Annotated in this window: 16 protein-coding genes, 1 tRNA gene and 4 pseudogenes; 11 read left to right on the forward strand and 10 right to left on the reverse strand. The window is 41.1% G+C overall.

The features are described from left to right. Positions 1-77 precede the first annotated feature (77 nt). The 3 genes from ycgN to BEG40_RS20145 form a co-directional block, all read right to left on the reverse strand. The gene (ycgN, locus tag BEG40_RS20135; RefSeq protein WP_016231670.1) at positions 78-524 is read right to left on the reverse strand and encodes a cysteine cluster protein YcgN; all 447 of its coding nucleotides are present in this window, start codon (positions 522-524) and stop codon (positions 78-80) included. Positions 525-616: 92 nt separating this feature from the next. Beyond that, positions 617-1276 carry a fumarylacetoacetate hydrolase family protein gene (locus BEG40_RS20140; RefSeq protein ID WP_105286011.1) on the reverse strand — a complete coding sequence of 220 codons (660 nt, stop codon included), beginning with the start codon at positions 1274-1276 and terminating at the stop codon, positions 617-619. 71 nt (positions 1277-1347) lie between these two features. After that, positions 1348-1641: a YcgL domain-containing protein gene (locus BEG40_RS20145; protein ID WP_001516252.1), complete on the reverse strand. Its 294-nt coding sequence runs from the start codon at positions 1639-1641 to the stop codon at positions 1348-1350. Positions 1642-1769: 128 nt separating this feature from the next. Between BEG40_RS20145 and minC the strand changes: the two genes are divergently transcribed. The 6 genes from minC to BEG40_RS20170 all read left to right on the forward strand — a co-directional run bounded on the left by minC (position 1770) and on the right by BEG40_RS20170 (position 4845). Continuing rightward, positions 1770-2465, forward strand: a complete 696-nt coding sequence (gene minC / locus BEG40_RS20150; RefSeq protein ID WP_010345785.1) for a septum site-determining protein MinC — start codon at positions 1770-1772, stop codon at positions 2463-2465. Between the two features lie 23 nt (positions 2466-2488). Next, complete coding sequence (minD, locus tag BEG40_RS20155; protein WP_000101043.1) at positions 2489-3301, forward strand: septum site-determining protein MinD; 813 nt, start codon at positions 2489-2491, stop codon at positions 3299-3301. Between the two features lie 3 nt (positions 3302-3304). Then, a complete protein-coding gene (minE, locus tag BEG40_RS20160; RefSeq protein WP_001185665.1) occupies positions 3305-3571 on the forward strand; it encodes a cell division topological specificity factor MinE in 267 nt (88 codons plus the stop codon). Between the two features lie 436 nt (positions 3572-4007). After that, on the forward strand, positions 4008-4160 hold the full coding sequence (locus BEG40_RS22400; protein ID WP_370906317.1) for a hypothetical protein: 153 nt from the start codon (positions 4008-4010) through the stop codon (positions 4158-4160). A gap of 1 nt (position 4161) precedes the next feature. Then, a complete protein-coding gene (locus tag BEG40_RS20165) occupies positions 4162-4506 on the forward strand; it encodes a YMGG-like glycine zipper-containing protein (protein ID WP_000730702.1) in 345 nt (114 codons plus the stop codon). A 3-nt stretch (positions 4507-4509) separates the two neighbouring features. Next, positions 4510-4845 (forward strand): YmgD family protein, encoded by a 336-nt coding sequence (locus BEG40_RS20170; protein WP_000178040.1) that lies wholly within the window; start codon positions 4510-4512, stop codon positions 4843-4845. Between the two features lie 306 nt (positions 4846-5151). Here the strand turns inward: BEG40_RS20170 and ymgF are convergent, their stop codons facing one another. Both ymgF and pdeG read right to left on the reverse strand, forming a co-directional pair. Beyond that, positions 5152-5370: a cell division-associated protein YmgF gene (gene ymgF / locus BEG40_RS20175; RefSeq protein WP_105286012.1), complete on the reverse strand. Its 219-nt coding sequence runs from the start codon at positions 5368-5370 to the stop codon at positions 5152-5154. Between the two features lie 171 nt (positions 5371-5541). After that, a complete protein-coding gene (pdeG, locus tag BEG40_RS20180) occupies positions 5542-7065 on the reverse strand; it encodes a cyclic di-3',5'-guanosine monophosphate phosphodiesterase PdeG (RefSeq protein ID WP_105286013.1) in 1524 nt (507 codons plus the stop codon). 880 nt (positions 7066-7945) lie between these two features. Between pdeG and BEG40_RS20190 the strand changes: the two genes are divergently transcribed. Both BEG40_RS20190 and BEG40_RS20195 read left to right on the forward strand, forming a co-directional pair. Next, positions 7946-8275, forward strand: coding sequence for a YkgJ family cysteine cluster protein (locus BEG40_RS20190; protein ID WP_105286014.1), 330 nt, complete (start codon positions 7946-7948; stop codon positions 8273-8275). Positions 8276-8574: 299 nt separating this feature from the next. Further along, a complete protein-coding gene (locus BEG40_RS20195) occupies positions 8575-9291 on the forward strand; it encodes a YebC/PmpR family DNA-binding transcriptional regulator (protein WP_000532905.1) in 717 nt (238 codons plus the stop codon). A gap of 110 nt (positions 9292-9401) precedes the next feature. On the opposite strand, the pseudogene BEG40_RS20200 reads toward BEG40_RS20195, so the two are convergent. Together BEG40_RS20200 and BEG40_RS20215 are read right to left on the reverse strand one after the other, a co-directional pair. After that, positions 9402-9758, reverse strand: a pseudogene (locus BEG40_RS20200) (transposase); the annotation flags it as partial. Positions 9759-10532: 774 nt separating this feature from the next. Next, positions 10533-10608, reverse strand: a tRNA-Ile gene (locus BEG40_RS20215). A gap of 315 nt (positions 10609-10923) precedes the next feature. Here BEG40_RS20215 and BEG40_RS20220 point away from each other — a divergent pair. Next, complete coding sequence (locus BEG40_RS20220) at positions 10924-11217, forward strand: hypothetical protein (RefSeq protein WP_105286015.1); 294 nt, start codon at positions 10924-10926, stop codon at positions 11215-11217. A gap of 243 nt (positions 11218-11460) precedes the next feature. Then, positions 11461-11734, forward strand: a pseudogene (locus BEG40_RS20225) (IS3 family transposase); the annotation flags it as partial. A gap of 111 nt (positions 11735-11845) precedes the next feature. Here the strand turns inward: BEG40_RS20225 and BEG40_RS20230 are convergent. Continuing rightward, positions 11846-12013: pseudogene (locus BEG40_RS20230) on the reverse strand (isocitrate/isopropylmalate family dehydrogenase); the annotation flags it as partial. Between the two features lie 534 nt (positions 12014-12547). Between BEG40_RS20230 and ompT the strand changes: the two are divergent. After that, on the forward strand, positions 12548-13501 hold the full coding sequence (ompT, locus tag BEG40_RS20240) for an omptin family outer membrane protease OmpT (RefSeq protein ID WP_001201818.1): 954 nt from the start codon (positions 12548-12550) through the stop codon (positions 13499-13501). A 249-nt stretch (positions 13502-13750) separates the two neighbouring features. On the opposite strand, the gene appY is transcribed toward ompT, so the two are convergent. Further along, positions 13751-14500: a DNA-binding transcriptional activator AppY gene (gene appY / locus BEG40_RS20245; RefSeq protein ID WP_000386784.1), complete on the reverse strand. Its 750-nt coding sequence runs from the start codon at positions 14498-14500 to the stop codon at positions 13751-13753. 547 nt (positions 14501-15047) lie between these two features. Continuing rightward, positions 15048-15158: pseudogene (locus tag BEG40_RS20250) on the reverse strand (tail fiber assembly protein); the annotation flags it as partial. Between the last annotated feature and the right edge of the window lie 28 nt (positions 15159-15186).

Genomic DNA, 15186 nt, shown 5'->3' on the forward strand with positions numbered 1-15186 from the left:
TGGATGTAAATTTCAGTTCTGATGCACCAACAGTGCCCCGTTCAAAACGAGAAAGTAACCCCTTCTGTTTCAACTACTCACTGCGCCCAGTCCGGTTTATTGAGTATATGATCCTGCCAGTCGATCACTTCTGATTCTTTCACTGCAATATGACGTACAGAGATTCGCTCACCGTGCATTGCCGCTTTCGAACCAGTCATCAGCGGATGCCACTCTGGCAATGTCTTCCCTTCCGCCAGCAACCGATAAGCACAGGTCATCGGTAGCCATTCGAATGTTGGCAGGTTTTCGCGGGTTAATTTAATGCAGTCGGGTTCAAACTCGAAGCGGCGTTCGTAGTTCCGACATTGACAGGTTTTAATATTAAGCTGACGGCAAGCGACGTTAGTGAAGTAGATTTCGTCGGTGTCTTCATCCATCAGTTTATGCAGGCAGCACTGACCACAACCATCACACAACGACTCCCATTCAGCATCGCTCATTTCATCAAGGGTTTTACTTTGCCAGAAAGGTATATCGCTCATCAGGTGTTCCGCCATTACGTTAAAACGCACCTTATAACCAGTCTGGCACAGCGATGCAAGTTTTGCCGCCTCATTCAGGCGGCAAAAAAGTATTACAAAACGCGAGTTGTCAAAGAATGACCATCGAAAGTAACAGTCAGTTCATCGCCACTGTGTAGCGAGCCGACACCATCAGGCGTGCCTGTTAACACAACATCACCGGCCTTGAGGGTAAAAAACTTGCTCATATAAGCAATCAGCGGAACGATTTTATGGATCATGTCCGCAGTCGTACCTTGTTGGCGTTGTTCGCCGTTTACGCTCAGCCCCAGCGATATATTTTGCGGATCGCCAGTGAACTCTGCGGCGGGAATAAACCCGGAAAGTGGACAAGAGTTATCAAACGCTTTGGCCTTTTCCCACGGCTGCCCGGCTTTCTTCATTTTTGCCTGAATATCACGTAATGTCAGATCGAGCGCCACGCCGTAACCCACAATAGCTTTTCGCACATGCTCTTCCGTGGCCTGACGTAGCGTCGCGCCAATCAACACTGCCAGTTCCACTTCATGATGAACCGCACCGAAATCTGAGGGGATAGCCAATGGCTGGCGCAGATCGCACAGTGCCGTTTCAGGTTTAATGAACAACACTGGCTCTTCAGGCACTTCACTCCCCATCTCTTTAATATGCCTGGCATAATTACTGCCAACACAAACTACTTTACTCACCGGATAATCCAGCAGCGCACCTTGCCAGTTGTGATGTTGATACATAACGCTCCTCTCACTTCATCGTGGATCTTAAAACCCGCTCCGACAAATATGATGACACCGCCGGATATTGGTTATTTTTTAGTGCTGTCTGTATTTTTCGCCATCACAGAAAGATGTTGCTTCAGCAAATCCTCAGGAGGTGGTGGCAATTGAAGATAATAGCCATGCTCAGCTAAGGCCTGTTTAACTTTCTCAATATCGGCATTTACCAGTTTCTTTCTCCCGTCCAATGGAAGAATCATCGCAAGTTGCGGTTGACCAAAACCTTTCATCAGCTCCTCTGGAACACGTGAAAAGTCGTCTTTTTTTTCAACATATAAATAGGTCTGGTCACGTTTACTACTTCGATAGATCACACAAAACATAATTTTACTCTGAATAAATGGGGGGGTGACTTGCCTCAATATAATCCAGACTATAACATGCCTTATAGTCTTCGTAATATCATCGCACGCTGATGATGATGGTAATTAGCTAATTGAGTAAGGCCAGGATGTCAAACACGCCAATCGAGCTTAAAGGTAGCAGCTTCACCTTATCTGTGGTTCATCTGCATGAGGCAGAACCTAAGGTTATTCATCAGGCGCTGGAAGACAAAATCGCTCAGGCTCCGGCATTTTTAAATCATGCTCCCATCGTACTCAATGTCAGTGGCCTCGAAGAACAGGTCAACTGGCCAGCAATGCACAAAGCTATCTCAGCAACAGGCTTGCGGATCATTGGTGTCAGTGGCTGCAAAAATGCGAAGCTGAAAGCTGAAATCGAAAAGATGGGGTTGCCAATCCTGACTGAAGGAAAGGAAAAAGCGCCACGTCCAGCACCGGCCCCCCAGGTTCCTGCGAAAAATACAACACCGGACACAAAAACGCGCTTAATAGATACCCCTGTACGTTCCGGTCAGCGCATTTATGCGCCACAATGTGATCTGATTGTTACAAGCCATGTTAGCGCAGGGGCAGAATTGATCGCAGATGGTAACATTCATGTCTATGGCATGATGCGCGGTCGTGCGCTAGCCGGGGCAAGTGGTGATCGGGAAGCACAAATATTTTGTACGAGTCTGATGGCAGAACTGGTCTCTATCGCCGGTGAATACTGGCTGAGCGATAAAATCCCAGCAGAATTTTATGGCAAAGCGGCACGACTGCAATTAGTCGAAAACGCTTTGACCGTTCAATCGTTAAATTGATCCCTTTTTAACAAGGAATTTTTATGGCACGCATTATTGTTGTTACTTCGGGGAAAGGGGGCGTTGGAAAGACAACCTCCAGCGCGGCCATCGCCACTGGTTTGGCCCAGAAGGGAAAGAAAACTGTCGTGATCGATTTTGATATCGGCTTGCGTAATCTCGACCTGATTATGGGTTGCGAGCGCCGGGTCGTTTACGATTTCGTCAACGTCATTCAGGGCGATGCAACGCTAAATCAGGCGTTAATTAAGGATAAGCGTACTGATAACCTCTATATTCTCCCGGCATCGCAAACTCGCGATAAAGACGCCCTCACCCGCGAAGGGGTGGCCAAAGTTCTTGATGACCTGAAAGCGATGGACTTTGAGTTTATCGTTTGTGACTCACCGGCGGGTATTGAAACCGGTGCATTAATGGCTCTTTATTTCGCTGATGAGGCCATTATTACCACCAACCCGGAAGTCTCATCAGTTCGTGACTCTGACCGTATTTTAGGTATTCTGGCGTCGAAATCACGTCGCGCAGAAAACGGCGAAGAACCCATTAAAGAGCACCTGCTGTTAACGCGCTATAACCCTGGTCGCGTGCACAAAGGAGACATGTTGAGCATGGAAGACGTGCTGGAGATCCTGCGCATCAAGCTCGTCGGCGTGATCCCAGAGGATCAATCAGTATTGCGCGCCTCTAACCAGGGGGAACCGGTTATTCTCGATATCAACGCCGATGCGGGTAAAGCCTACGCTGATACCGTAGAACGTCTGTTGGGAGAAGAACGTCCTTTCCGCTTCATTGAAGAAGAGAAGAAAGGCTTCCTCAAACGCTTGTTCGGAGGATAAGTTATGGCATTACTCGATTTCTTTCTCTCACGGAAGAAAAACACGGCCAACATTGCAAAAGAACGGTTGCAAATTATTGTTGCTGAACGCCGTCGCAGCGATGCAGAACCACACTATCTGCCCCAGTTGCGTAAAGATATTCTTGAGGTCATTTGTAAATACGTACAAATCGATCCCGAGATGGTGACCGTACAGCTTGAGCAAAAAGATGGTGATATTTCCATTCTTGAGTTGAACGTAACCCTGCCGGAAGCAGAAGAGCTGAAATAAGCTGTATTAGCTCAGGTCCGATCTGACAGTTACCGGTTATTTATACAGGTATCTGTCAGATTACACCCTGGTTAAATTTTTCTCTTCCCCGGTTCGCTATTAAGTAATGTTGTCATCGGCGTCCAGGCACAGCCCCCTTCCCTCTGTTGAGTTCGCTCATTTGGTGTTAGTACAGAAAATGGGAATTACCTCCTGTTTTGTATAAACGGTAACACTCCCCCTTCAAGCTCCAGCGTCAAATTAAGTCGCACTAATTCACATTATCGCCACCACAATAAAATCACTGACATTACGTTTTCTGATAAATATTGTTCACATATAAATTACACAATAATATTGATATTTCAGATTGCCTTACCTTTGCAATGCAATGTTAACATTTGATGACATTTCTTGAATAAGATATTCAAAATCAATGAGTTAATTCTTATTTAAGATTATTCCCATTCAAGCAAAAAACATAACTCTTATTATACAAACCGCGCTCATTTTGAATGATCTGAATAATATCGAGCGTTCTTTAGTTAAGCTGCTCTTAATTGAAGACGAAATTATTGTGTGTGCAACTTACTTAATACCGGACATCTAAGTTGAAGAAAAAAACACTCGCCTTCGGGCTCATCTCAATATTACTCTGCTCCACGCCAGCCATGGCGGATATGAATCGCACCACTAAAGGCGCATTGTTAGGCGCAGGCGTAGGCTTACTGACTGGCAATGGTGTAAATGGCGTACTGAAAGGTGCTGCTGTAGGTGCAGGTGTTGGCGCAGTAACTGAAAAAGGTCGCGATGGTAAAAATGCCCGTAAAGGCGCAAAAGTAGGCGCGGCCGTCGGCGCAGTTACAGGCGTCCTGACCGGCAATGGTCTGGAAGGCGCGATTAAAGGTGCTGTGATTGGTGGTACAGGTGGTGCCATTCTGGGTAAAATGAAATAAGGTATGACGATGAAAAAATTTGCTTTACTGGCTGGACTGTTTGTTTTCGCACCAATGACCTGGGCGCAGGATTATAATATTAAGAACGGCCTGCCGGCAGAAACCTACATTACTTGCGCAGAAGCCAACGAAATGGCAAAAACTGACAGCGCACAGGTTGCAGATATCGTCGCGGTAATGGGTAATGCCAGCGTTACTAGCCGTGATTTAAAAATTGAGCAATCTCCAGAACTGAGTGCCAAAGTGGTAGAAAAACTGAATCAGGTTTGTGCTAAAGATCCGCAAATGCTGTTAATTACCGCAATTGATGACACCATGCGTGCCATCGGCAAAAAATAATAGTTAATGTAGTACCGCGCCGATTTATTCGACGCGGTATATTTTTAGCGGATGGATATGCTTATAAACAAAAATGAAGTGTTAGTATTTGGCTTTGGTTTATTCCGTCAGTTTTCACTGTATCAAAAACTATTTTACTGCAATCATATACGTATACACACTCCTCACCGCAGAGTAATTTCCCCAAAACTAAACCTGACCAGTTTTTCCAGTTTCAAAGATGAATCATCTACTGATTGGATTTATAAGCATTCCAGACTAAATATCCTGTAAGCCCAGAGTGTCAAAACTTATTGAAAAGAAGGATTAATGCTGATCCTTTTGGCTTACCAGCTTCTCTCTTAACCGGTTAAGCAAATTGATTACCAACCAAACCAGTGCATTGATTAAATTTATGGTAACAAGCACTTCTCCTAGCCAGATGCTGGGTTTGGCGACCAGGATAATCAGGATGGAGATCAGCATAAACGCAATGGAAAAGATGATATACAAAGTGAAATAATCCAGGCTATTACTTTTGTTCATGCTACTTACGGTGATCCTGACAAAATCTTCAGACAATTATAGCAAACAAAATAATGAACAATAGTAACAAGAAGCAACGAGCTAATTACCTGTCTACAATTGCACCATTTCATCGCCTTGCTGATCAATTTTCAGCCAAATATCATCATGTTATGTCAATTAGTGCAATATTCACTCAACAACCACTTTCACCTTCGGTTTTGAGAGAATAATTTTGACAAGTTCAATATACGTCACCGGTTTATAGAAATAGTACCCTTGCTGGAACGTAATATTATTCTGGTTCAAATAGTCGAGCTGCTCCTTCGTCTCGACGCCTTCGGCGACAATACTGATAGAAAGTTTGCGCGCCAGATCCAGCACACAGTCCAGAATCCGGGTGGAATCAGGATCTGCATTGACCCGACCGACGAAACTGTGATCAATCTTAATATAATCGATGTGCAGATCATGGAGATAAGAAAGTCCTGAGTAGCCCGTACCAAAATCATCCAGCGCGATTACAAAACCATTTTCATGCAGAATGTTCAATCGCTGAACCAAATTTTCATCAACATGCAACGCTTCGCGCTCAGTAACTTCAAGAACGAGATTCAAATCATGGCGAGTGAAGCTGTCGCGGTATTTCAGACATTCTTCAACAAATGTCGGCGAAATAATATGCGAGGCGCTAAAATTGATCCCAACATGAAATCCTTCCGGCAGTTTACTGGCGATCGCGTTCATTTGTGTGGCGACCTGACTCATCAAACTTTGAGTGAGCGGAACTATCAACCCTGATTTTTCAGCAAGTGGAATAAACGCTACAGGTGATATATATCCTCCACGAGGATGTTTCCATCGGGCAAGGACTTCTACGCCGCGTAACGTCCCTTCCCGACCATTAACTACCGGTTGGTAAAAAGGCACAATCTCACCATTACTTATCGCCCTCCGCAGAATCTCTTCAGGTGTGTCTGTTTTATTGAAATATTTATCAAGTAAAAAGGCAGCGGAACAGGATATTAACAAGCTGAATATCAAAATACCCAAGCCTTTGTCTATCATTCTGGTAAAGCTAAATAGTGGCGGCTGGTTATAGATAATACTGAAATGATATTCAGTGGAGTTAACCCGTCCAGAAAGTTGATGTCTGCCATTGAGAGTTGTCACATCTCCCGACGGCCCAATAATATTATCCCCCACGCGCAAACTATATTTCACCCCCTTCAACGGCACATGGAGCGCCCCACGGATATGCTGGTCGCTAATAGTCACCAGAATACGCGTCTCAGCGAACTGAATCTGATAGAGCAGAATGGGTAATCTATTTACAGTGTCAAGCGCCGGAGCCAACAGCAAATTACTGTCAGGTATCACAGGAATACGAGATAGCAGTACTCGATTACCCGGCAGCGATGTACACCAGACTGCACCTTGTTTGAGAATGATGATCGTCCGCAGATGGGGTTTCAGCGCGGCTTCTGTACCTAGCTGATATTGTTCATCCAGATCGCACCTCTTCCCTGCAATTTCCATTGCCGTTTGAGTCGCCTGTGACGCTTCCTCAAGAATATGATTAATGTTATTGGCGGCGTACTTCGCCCCTGCAAGACTCTCTGCTTTTGCGGAATACCAGAGCTGAATATTCAAAATAGAGACGCCAGTAATAAACAGGCACACCGCAACGAGGATGGGGATAAGTGTATTGCGCATTCGCGTGTCCCAGGGCCATTATTCTCTGTTCATTCGCTCAATCTGGCGTCTACAGAGAGCATGGTAGAGAGAATCAGAAATATCCACGTTCTTGATGAAATTTTACCCCACTATGCCGCAATACCTTCAATGTTGGATAAAAATCTCAAGTGCGCGTTAATTGATTGCCCCTAAGGCAGAGAAGACGTATTGAGCAACAAACCAGAACAAGAATATTGGGTAGGCAACGTTCTCTGTGTACTCATCCTTTAATACTTAACTGTATCAATGAGTAAGGATATGCTGAACTGGTACAACGTCGATGGGGACAGTAAAGGTGATACCGAGGTAAGGCAGTGTAAATTGTTACTCTACGCGACCCAGCTTTTTCTTCAATAGCACACGGCACCTGCTCATAACAGACTGTATCCATCAATAGCGGCATCCAAAATCAGATCCATTACATACAGCAATGTCACTGGAATGAATGTGAAAAACCGAGAGCAGTGATATAAATTGTACAAGTCAAAAAGTGGATTTTTTACATTCCTGAAAACCAGAGAAATAACTTTTTCTGATAACATCTATAACCAGTTAGAATTAGAAAGAGCGCGATAGATTCTTATTTAGCAAGTCAGGCTATAGAAACCATATAATGCGAACTCTGGTTACGTAAGATATTTTCTTTTCACAACCCCATGTTACAAATTGTAAAGATTAACTCTTCCTGGTTGCATTCAACTTGTCTGGTCATATCTAAATAGATATGTAAAATTGATAACGGCTGGTAATCATTCAATACTCGCACTATAGAAAGTTCGCCAGCCTGCCGCAGGCACGCGCCTTTATACGTCGTGTCTGCGGTTTTGTTGTGATATTTATATAGAAGTACTGGTGAATTATGAGCAATCTGAATCCATGCATGGCGTGTGGTGCCTGTTGTGCATTTTTCCGCGTCTCTTTTTACTGGGCCGAAGCTGATGATGCAGGCGGAACCATACCGGCTCATCTTACTGAGCAGATATCCCCTTACCACCGATGTATGCGCGGTACTAACCAGAAGAACCCACGCTGTATTGCCCTGGCAGGAACGCCTGGAAAAAACGCCTGCTGCACAATATATAAAAACCGCTCATCCACATGTAGCGAATTCGCCATGTCAGGCGAGCATGGTGAAATTAATGAGGCATGTAATCGCGCCCGAGCTAAATATGGACTACCTCCAATTTAAATTTAATTAGCCCCGTACGATCGTCATCCTCAACAATATATCCAGGTAGTAAAACCAAATATGCCGCGACATTACTGTCGCGGTCAAACCATTAATAATAAACACAGAAGAAAACCAAAATAAATTATAAAACAGCTCATCAATAATTATTAAGCATTGATAAAATTAAAGTACATCTGTAACATTATCATATTTTATTTTTCATAGACGGTTTTTTCCCTGTTATGCTATAATGTGGCGAATAAACACAGGTTATCAACTTGTCAGTAATGTAAATAAATTTCGAGGAGATCATTCCAGTGGGACGTAAATGGGCCAATATTGTTGCTAAAAAAACGGCTAAAGACGGTGCAACGTCTAAAATATATGCAAAATTCGGTGTGGAAATCTATGCTGCCGCTAAACAAGGTGAACCAGACCCAGAATTAAACACATCTTTAAAATTCGTTATTGAACGTGCGAAGCAGGCACAAGTTCCAAAACACGTTATTGATAAAGCCATTGATAAAGCCAAAGGTGGCGGAGATGAAACGTTCGTACAAGGACGTTATGAAGGCTTTGGACCAAATGGTTCAATGATTATCGCTGAAACGTTGACTTCAAATGTTAATCGTACAATTGCTAATATTCGCACAATTTTCAATAAAAAAGGCGGAAATATTGGAGCAGCAGGTTCTGTCAGCTATATGTTTGACAATACTGGTGTGATTGTATTTAAAGGAACAAATCCTGACCATATTTTTGAAATCTTGCTCGATGCCGAAGTAGATGTTCGTGATGTAACTGAAGAAGAAGGAAGCATCGTTATTTATACTGAACCTACAGATCTTCACAAAGGAATTGCAGCTCTGAAAGCTGCCGGCATTACTGAGTTTTCAACAACAGAATTAGAATTGATTGCTCAATCAGAAGTTGAACTTTCACCAGAAGATTTAGAAATCTTTGAAGGGCTTGTTGATGCCCTCGAAGATGATGATGATGTCCAAAAAGTTTATCATAACGTTGCCAATCTCTAATTATAAATATCCTCCGGCTATGCCGGAGGTTTTTCAGATACGCCTATAAGGTTCTGTTTCCAGCCACGCCCTAACTGATGCATATGATCTAACATTTGCATTCAACTTTGTTACTTACGACCCGTAAACAAACTGCCTGGATATGGGTTCAATAATTGTTCGCTAATTTTATCTTCTTCGAGCTGGTGCTTTATATATTCTTGTATCTTTGCTGTGTTCTTACCCAGCGTATCTCAATAATAACTTCTACACCAAAATTCCCTGTTCCTGTATTTGAATTTTAGATCTCTAAATGCTCATAGAGCATCAGACTGCGTTTACTCTTCAGATAGCCCATAAACCTCGATACGCTCATTTTCGACGGGATCTCCACATACACAGCATTCTGCTTTCGCAACGGCTAACTCCTTTGTGTATTTCGCATCAAGTGCAGCAACATCGCACTGGCGCAGCTGCATATCCGTAAAGGAAACATCCTCAGCTTCTGATACCTCTGATTATCGATATCACCCTGAAGAAGGGCTATTGAATAAATCAGATTGCAGTGAGCAACGAGGCTAACGTCAGCAAATAAAAAGGGCGCCTACTGGCAATCTTATGAATTCAACACATTACATATAGGTTCAGGTATTGCACAGTCCTGTACCTTGTAACTAATATCGAAAGGCAATAAAAATATCCGATATATAACTCATGATACTTGCCCATAAAAAAGCCCTTCCGGAGAAGGGCAGGTTTTTGTATGCGCAATGTTCCATCATCTGCATGGTGCCGGGTGCCTCCCGGTGAGTCCGGCATCAGCATCCGAACCCGCAATATTGCCGCTAAAGCCGAAGGATATTTGCAACCTTGCTGATATGCCCCTCCGCACAGGGGGATTCACCATGCAGGTATTTTTTTAACAAATAAGAAAAATGGTATCAATACCATAATCTCGAAAATACATAATTTTATCAAATACAATTAATTTTTTATCGGAATATGATAATTACGGATTTTCCTGTATCCGAAACAACAAAATCCACTCAACGGCAGATTTATACTATTTCGGCACAATATCAAAATTTGCTCAAATAAAGAAAAAGGAGTGATAGCGGCCTGCTGATCTCCCCCTTCGCACAGAGGAGTCACCATGCGATGATTTTTTAACACCAACGCATGGTACCGACTACCTGAATTGAACTGGTGCCCCATTGGTTACAAGTCAGTGACTCTGCCTGCTGAGCTAATGGCTGTATGGTTGGTGGCCCTTGCTGGATTTGAACCAGCGACCAGGCGATTATGAGTCGCTCGTTCTCACCACTGAGCTAAAGAGCCAGAAAAACGAATTTACTCCCTTAGAAACATATATATACAGTTTACATTATCGCATTATAAATAAAAATTGATATTTTCTTATCCAATAAAGGCATTAATCGTATTGTATATTTTGATGATTTATATCACCTTATAAAAACAATAAGGCTTTAACCATTATCAAAACAAAAATTTCATCATATTTTGAAACAAAAGGATTCAACAGATATATCTATCACCACGATAGACCACATATCAAAAACATTAAAAAATATCTTAACTATGAAAAAAAATGTTTTTATAATATTTCTAAGTATTCTCTGCACAGGAGCCGTTATGGAGCATCCTCACTTAGACAGTAGTGTACCAATAAACGAAATAATCAATTGCCTTTCCAGATCCATCCATGAAAGTGGTTATATAATGGATCTCAATGGCACCAGGCTGCCTATTAATGCAAAAGAATTCGCAACATACAAAATGTCAAACTTCTCTGGTTCATTCTGGATCGAATATTCAACAGAAGGAAGACCAATAAGGGAGACTGGTATAAAAGATGCTACACAGGAGAGTTATAATGTTCTGAATGATGCATTGCGACTATGTAGTGAGACCCTGACAAGATATTGACGTTCACAATCAGTGTGTTTACAGACCACACTATATATATCAACTAGTCAGTTTTCCGAAATTGCTGAGCATAAATCAAGGCTGAACATTTCATCTCCGACAGTCCGCTGGCGAAGATTTTTTCGGATTTACCTGTGAATTATCGATGCAAAAAACTGTATATCTGCGGGTTTGTATTAATATCCTAACACAGACATAAAAAGTCTATCATTGCGCTTAACTTATCACAGATACGGGAAAAGCGAGCTAAAGAAAAAGCGACAACGAATTGAAATGGAAAACGAAATATTTAAAAAGGCTACCGTGCTCTTGATGCGGCTCCCTTGAACAGTTCTCGATAATCGGGAAACTCAGGGCGCGTTATCCTGTGGTCACTCTCTGCCACGTGTTCAGGGTTCATCGCAGTAGCTACAAATACTAACCAGACGGCAGACGTGCCGTATTACGCTGTCAGGTACTTGAGCTACATGCCATCAGCCACGGTTCGGCCGGAGAAAAAAGCATCGCCACAATGAGTAGAACTGCTATCTGCCCCACCAAACTATCAGGGGGTTTTGATAACCCTTAGCAAGCTAACAAAAAAACGGGCGTGTTATACGCCCGTTATAATATTTAACACATGTAGTGATTACATATTCTTGATGATCGCGTCACCAAACTCTGAACATTTCAGCAGTTTAGCGCCTTCCATCAGACGTTCGAAGTCATAGGTTACAGTCTTGGCGTTGATCGCGCCTTCCATACCTTTAACAATCAGGTCTGCGGCTTCAGTCCAGCCCATGTGGCGCAGCAGTATATAAAAACATTAAGTTCAATTCATTGATATTTAATGATAAAAATTATTTTATTGTCTTTTTATTAGCCAAAATCAACTTTATTCAACCGTTTGATTTCATTGACGTTCGTTTTTATTTTGGGGAAAGGTTTTATCTACCATTTATATCAAAATTACAAGCCTACATTTTATTAACATCTCAATACATGTGAGGCCTTGCAGACCTTTGTGAGGCCTTATGTGTCTCAGTTTTGTCCCTCTTTTTTGTACTAAAAAACATAGTAATTGAGGATAAACCTCATGCTATTTTCGCTTATATGCCTCTAAAGGCATGGCACTTAAATAGATAAAAGCACCACAAAATCATAAAAAAACACACAGTAAAACCGCAATATGAAACAATAACAGATAATTAAACCAAAAACAGATAGCGCATTGTGATAATCATTCAATACTAAACAAAATATAAACAGTGGAGCAATATGTAATTGACTCATTAAGTTAGATATAAAAAATACATATTCAATCATTAAAACGATTGAATGGAGAACTTTTATGCGGGCAAAACTTCTGGGAATAGTCCTGACAACCCCTATTGCGATCAACTCTTTTGCTTCTACCGAGACTTTATCGTTTACTCCTGACAACATAAATGCGGACATTAGTCTTGGAACTCTGAGCGGAAAAACAAAAGAGCGTGTTTATCTAGCCGAAGAAGGAAGCCGAAAAGTCAGTCAACTTGACTGGAAATTCAATAACGCTGCAATTATTAAAGGTGCAATTAATTGGGATTTGATGCCTCAGATATCTATCGGGGCTGCTGGCTGGACAACACTCGGCAGCCGAGGTGGCAATATGGTCGATCAGGACTGGATGGATTCCAGTAACCCCGGAACCTGGACGGATGAAAGTAGACATCCTGATACACAACTCAATTATGCCAACGAATTTGATCTGAATATCAAAGGCTGGCTCCTCAACGAACCCAATTACCGCCTGGGACTCATGGCCGGATATCAGGAAAGCCGTTATAGCTTTACAGCCAGAGGTGGTTCCTATATCTACAGTTCTGAGGAGGGATTCAGAGATGATATCGGCTCCTTCCCGAATGGAGAAAGAGCAATCGGCTACAAACAACGTTTTAAAATGCCCTACATTGGCTTGACTGGAAGTTATCGTTATGAAGATTTTGAGCTAGGTGGCACATTTAAATACAGCGGCTGGGTGGAATCATCTGATAACGATGAACACTATGACCCGGGAAAAAGAATCACTTATCGCAGTAAGGTCAAAGACCAAAATTACTATTCTGTTGCAGTCAATGCAGGTTATTACGTCACACCTAACGCAAAAGTTTATGTTGAAGGCGCATGGAATCGGGTTACGAATAAAAAAGGTAATACTTCACTTTATGATCACAATAATAACACTTCAGACTACAGCAAAAATGGAGCAGGCATAGAAAACTATAACTTCATCACTACTGCTGGTCTTAAGTACACATTTTAAGAACGCCAACTAAAATTTCCCCGAGGTGAAAATCGCCCCGGGGAATAACTAGCCATTTCAATGTAACAATTAACCCTTAAAATAAACCCAGAAGGTTATTAACTAAATCACATAGAAAACCATCAATTATAGTGTGTATAAAATAGGCGACAGCAACCCAATTACAAATTAATGGTTCCAGAATATCACATCAAAAAACACGCTGTATAATATTATAATTAACATGTAGACAACTTGTAATAAATATTATCAGTCAATTGTTTTGTTTATTCCATCTGTGACGCCGATTATTTTCTCAAAATAATGAGATGGCGTGACACCATAATAATCTTTAAATGCACATATGAAATATGAAGTACTGTTATAGCCACATTTCTGGGCTACGACATTGATAGAATAAGAGTTTGAAGTTATGAGTTTTTTTGCATACCTCATCCTAGTATCTCTCAATATTTCAGTAAATGACGTTCCTTCATCCCTTAATCTTTTTTTTATTAAACTTTCACTCGTATAAATCAATTCCGCAATATCTTTTAAATGCCATTGCCGCTCAATATTAAAACTGATTATTCCAGTAATTTTACAGGTAAATGTATTTATATTTGTTAGTATAAATGAATTTACACTTTCGCGTTTTTTGAACATGGCAAGTAAGGATATACATAGTCTTTCTTTTAACCAAAGGGAGTGTGAGTCTGCTATTTTAATCCCTTCAAACAGAGAAAAAACAAGCGATAATGGAGGTTCCTCTTCAGCAATATAGCCATTCTTATCAAGAGTAAATTTGCCAGGCAACTCATTATTCACGTCGATAAAAAAGGATAAACATGTTTTCTTATCTATATCAACAATTCTTAGTTTAGAGGGGCATACTGGTAACTCTCTTCTAATTTTGTCGCTTACAATAAACAATGAATTTTTTTTGAACGAGATAACTCTCCTGTTTATAATTAAATCAAATGATTGACAGATGAAAACTACGGAGCAAACATAATCCATCTTGCACCTATCATAAAATTAAAACAAGTTGATAGTAGTCAAATAACAACCAATTAAATACACAATCATAATCAGGATGATGTGCATTTATATTTTTATACACAAAATTATAGTTTGCAAATTTTAATAAATTTCATTTAAGATTAAATTATTATATGTATATTGTTTTTTATTCTAACGTATTTCAAAGTTACATTTTTTTCAACGATTACTATGCTTTTTATTAACATAAACTCACTACAACGCACCTGAAACCTCTTGCTATATATATGTCAACCGTTTGAATTTAAAATAAAAAGAGTATCATTTTTACTTGCATTTCTTATCAAGTCACATTCAACAACAGTAAAAAAACATTATTAGAACCATTCAATTAACAAAAAACCAACATCCAGCTTGCTTAATTTTTCTTTATTAAACGATATTGAAAATCAATTGATAAAATACATCTAAACAACCTTTTGGGGCGCAAAAGCATAACATCAAACAAACAAATAACACACCGAAAAAACTCACAATTAATAACCTATGATATACATACTGTTTATTATGGTTGAATAAGCCACTCGATATCTGGTGCTACGGAAGTGTCCACACGGTTTAGCAGCATCCGATACTTTTTCCAGGCTTCCAGCAACGGGGTTTCTTCCTCCGTTGCATATACAGCTCACCTTTTTTCACCCACG

Source organism: Escherichia sp. MOD1-EC5495 (assembly GCF_002965965.1).
GTDB lineage: Bacteria > Pseudomonadota > Gammaproteobacteria > Enterobacterales > Enterobacteriaceae > Escherichia > Escherichia ruysiae.

Coding starts and splice junctions, on each gene's coding strand:
- ycgN (WP_016231670.1), bottom strand. CDS start 524: ATGAGCGATATACCTTTCTGGCAAAGTAAAACCCTTGATGAAATGAGC.
- BEG40_RS20140 (WP_105286011.1), bottom strand. CDS start 1,276: ATGTATCAACATCACAACTGGCAAGGTGCGCTGCTGGATTATCCGGTG.
- BEG40_RS20145 (WP_001516252.1), bottom strand. CDS start 1,641: ATGTTTTGTGTGATCTATCGAAGTAGTAAACGTGACCAGACCTATTTA.
- minC (WP_010345785.1), top strand. CDS start 1,770: ATGTCAAACACGCCAATCGAGCTTAAAGGTAGCAGCTTCACCTTATCT.
- minD (WP_000101043.1), top strand. CDS start 2,489: ATGGCACGCATTATTGTTGTTACTTCGGGGAAAGGGGGCGTTGGAAAG.
- minE (WP_001185665.1), top strand. CDS start 3,305: ATGGCATTACTCGATTTCTTTCTCTCACGGAAGAAAAACACGGCCAAC.
- BEG40_RS20170 (WP_000178040.1), top strand. CDS start 4,510: ATGACGATGAAAAAATTTGCTTTACTGGCTGGACTGTTTGTTTTCGCA.
- ymgF (WP_105286012.1), bottom strand. CDS start 5,370: ATGAACAAAAGTAATAGCCTGGATTATTTCACTTTGTATATCATCTTT.
- pdeG (WP_105286013.1), bottom strand. CDS start 7,065: ATGCGCAATACACTTATCCCCATCCTCGTTGCGGTGTGCCTGTTTATT.
- BEG40_RS20190 (WP_105286014.1), top strand. CDS start 7,946: ATGAGCAATCTGAATCCATGCATGGCGTGTGGTGCCTGTTGTGCATTT.
- BEG40_RS20220 (WP_105286015.1), top strand. CDS start 10,924: ATGGAGCATCCTCACTTAGACAGTAGTGTACCAATAAACGAAATAATC.
- ompT (WP_001201818.1), top strand. CDS start 12,548: ATGCGGGCAAAACTTCTGGGAATAGTCCTGACAACCCCTATTGCGATC.
- appY (WP_000386784.1), bottom strand. CDS start 14,500: ATGGATTATGTTTGCTCCGTAGTTTTCATCTGTCAATCATTTGATTTA.